This window comes from Actinomyces urogenitalis DSM 15434 (assembly GCF_000159035.1).
Classification (GTDB): Bacteria; Actinomycetota; Actinomycetes; order Actinomycetales; family Actinomycetaceae; genus Actinomyces; species Actinomyces urogenitalis.
Genome location: NZ_DS999576.1, coordinates 622668 through 625630 on the forward strand (window position 1 = coordinate 622668; position 2963 = coordinate 625630).

The 2963-nt window shown below is 69.1% G+C and carries 3 protein-coding genes; all 3 read left to right on the forward strand.

From position 1 onward, the window contains the following. The coding region (locus tag HMPREF0058_RS10850; protein WP_006549844.1) for a leucyl aminopeptidase at positions 1–1080 on the forward strand (1080 nt) is incomplete at its 5' end. 176 nt (positions 1081–1256) lie between these two features. Continuing rightward, positions 1257–2630, forward strand: a complete 1374-nt coding sequence (gene lpdA / locus HMPREF0058_RS10855; RefSeq protein ID WP_040319877.1) for a dihydrolipoyl dehydrogenase — start codon at positions 1257–1259, stop codon at positions 2628–2630. 38 nt (positions 2631–2668) lie between these two features. Further along, on the forward strand, positions 2669–2963 hold a 295-nt coding region (locus tag HMPREF0058_RS10860; RefSeq protein WP_006549846.1), incomplete at its 3' end, for a biotin/lipoyl-containing protein.

A 2963-nucleotide genomic window follows, 5' to 3' on the forward strand; every position in this document is an offset into this window, starting at 1 on the left:
GGTTACTCCTGGGCGGGGCGCGTTCCTGCGCCCACAGCGGCACTGACTGAGGCCGTCATCGCCACCAGCCTCGCCGGTGAGGCGGCCGAGCAGGCCCTGGCGCGTGCCAGCATCCTTGGCGGAGCGCTGCGACTGACCCGTGATCTGGTCAACGAGCCTCCCAACCGTCTGACTCCGCAGACCTTCACCGAGCTGGCCCAGCGCGTGGCCCAGGACTACAGCCTGGATATCGAGGTCCTGGACGAGGTTGCCCTGGCCGAGGGCGGCTTCGGCGGGATCGTGGGTGTGGGCCAGGGATCGGTCCACCCGCCGCGCCTGGTGCGCGTGAGCTGGGTTCCCGAGGCAGCGGCACGCCGTGTGGCGCTGATCGGCAAGGGCATCACCTTCGACTCCGGCGGCCTGTCCCTCAAGCCGCCGGCCTCCATGCCGGAGATGAAGTCTGACATGGCCGGTGCTGCCACCGTGCTGGCCACGGTGGTCGCCGCCGCCCGTCTGGGGCTGGAGGTGCGGGTGGACGCCTGGCTGGCACTGGCGGAGAACATGCCGACCACCGACGCCCAGCGTCCCAGTGACATCGTCTCGATGTACGGGGGTACCACGGTCGAGATCACGAATACCGACGCCGAGGGCCGCCTGGTCATGGCTGACGCGCTGGCGAGGGCCGTGGAGGACGAGCCTGACGCGGTGCTCGACGTCGCCACGCTGACCGGCGCCCAGATCGTGGCGCTGGGCGAGCGCGTCAGCGGCGTCATGGGGACGCCGGCCCTGCGCCAGGCCGTCACCGAGGCCGCCGTGGCCGCCGGCGAGGCCTTCTGGGCCATGCCGCTGCCCGAGCACCTGCGCGCCAACCTCGACTCTCCCTTCGCCCAGCTGCGCAACGCCAGCGTCGGCAACCGCGCAGGCGGCATGCTCGTGGCCGGCCTGTTCCTGCGCGAGTTCGTCGGCCAGGTCCCCTGGGCCCACCTGGACGTGGCCGGACCGGCCTTCAACGACAAGTCCGCCTGGGGCGGGGTGCCGGTGGGTGGCACCGGCACCGGCGTGGCCACGCTGGTCGAGCTGCTGCGCTCGATGGCTTGCTAGGAGGCCGACGGCGTCGCCAGCCACCCCACCAGATGAGGTGACCCTTCTCACGGCTCGGTCAGGACCCTAGTCCTGACCGAGCCGTCTGTTCAGTGGGTGCGGGAGCCGCGGAGGTGAAACAATGTGCAGCGTGCCGGGCCCCGACTGGGCGATGGACAGAACTGAGGAGAGTTTTCGTGACAGACACCGTCTACGACATGGTCATCCTGGGCGCTGGCTCGGGCGGCTACGCCGCAGCACTGCGCGGGGCCCAGCTGGGTCTCAAGGTCGCCCTCATCGAGGCTGACAAGGTCGGCGGCACCTGCCTCCACCGCGGGTGCGTTCCCACCAAGGCCATCCTGCACGCCGCTGAGACGGCCGATGCCGTCCGTGAGGCTGGGGCCCTGGGCATCCAGGCCGAGCTGCACGGCATCGACATGGCCGCCGTCAGCGCTTACAAGGACGGCATCATCACCAAGATGTACAAGGGCCTGCAGGGCCTGGTCTCCTCGCGCGGGATCGACCTCATCACCGGATGGGGCAAGCTGGTCTCCCCCACCACCGTCGAGGTTGACGGTAAGGCGATCACCGGCAAGAACGTCATCCTGGCCTCCGGCTCCTTCTCCAAGACCATCGGGCAGACCATCGACGACAAGGTCATCACCTCCGAGCAGGCCCTCGAGCTCGACCACGTCCCCTCCTCGGCCGTCATCCTGGGCGGCGGGGTCATTGGTGTGGAGTTCGCCTCCGCCTGGGCCTCTCTGGGTACTCAGGTCACCATCATCGAAGGCCTGCCGCGCCTGGTCCCCAACGAGGACGAGGCCATCTCCAAGCAGCTGGAGCGCGCCTTCCGCAAGCGCAAGATCGCCTTCAAGACCAAGACGATGTTCAAGTCCGTAGACCGCACCGCCACGGGCGTGACCGTCCACACCGAGGACGGCAAGTCCTACGACGCCGAGCTCATGCTCATCGCCGTCGGCCGCGGGCCGGCGACCGCCAACCTGGGCTACGAGGAGGTCGGCGTGTCCATGGACCGTGGCTTCGTCCTGGCTGACGAGTACGGCCGCACCAACGTTCCCGGCGTGTGGGCCGTGGGCGACATCGTCCCCGGCGTCCAGCTCGCCCACCGCGGCTTCGCCCAGGGCATCGTCGTGGCGGAGAAGATCGCCGGTCTGGACCCGACCCCGGTCGATGACGTCAAGGTCCCCAAGGTCACCTTCTGCGAGCCCGAGATCGCGTCGGTCGGCCTGAGCGAGGCCAAGGCCAAGGAGATCCACGGCGAGGACGCCATCACCACCGCCGAGTTCAATGTCGCTGGCAACGCCAAGAGCCAGATCCTGGGGACCCAGGGCTTCGTCAAGCTGGTTTCTCTCAAGGACGGCCCGATTCTCGGCTTCCACGCCATCGGCGCACGCATGGGCGAGCAGGTCGGCGAGGGCCAGCTCATGGTGAGCTGGGAGGCAGACGCCGACGACGTCGCCTCCCTCGTCCACGCCCACCCCACACAGAACGAGACCCTCGGCGAGGCCGCTATGGTGCTTGCTGGCAAGCCCCTGCACAACCACGGCTGACACGTCGGCGTACCGCAGAAGAGATCAAAGGAAGACAGATGTCTGAATCCGTCAAGATGCCCGCCCTGGGCGAGTCCGTGACCGAGGGAACCGTCTCCTCCTGGCTCAAGGCCGTAGGTGACACCGTCGAGGCCGACGAGCCCCTGCTGGAGGTCGCCACCGACAAGGTCGACACCGAGGTCCCCTCCCCCGTCTCCGGCACCCTGCTGGAGATCAAGGTCGCTGAGGACGAGACCGTCGAGGTCGGCACCGTCCTCGCCATCATCGGTGACCCCTCCGAGGCCGGTTCCGCTCCCGCTCCGGCCGCACCGGCCCCCGCTGCTGCGCCCGCCC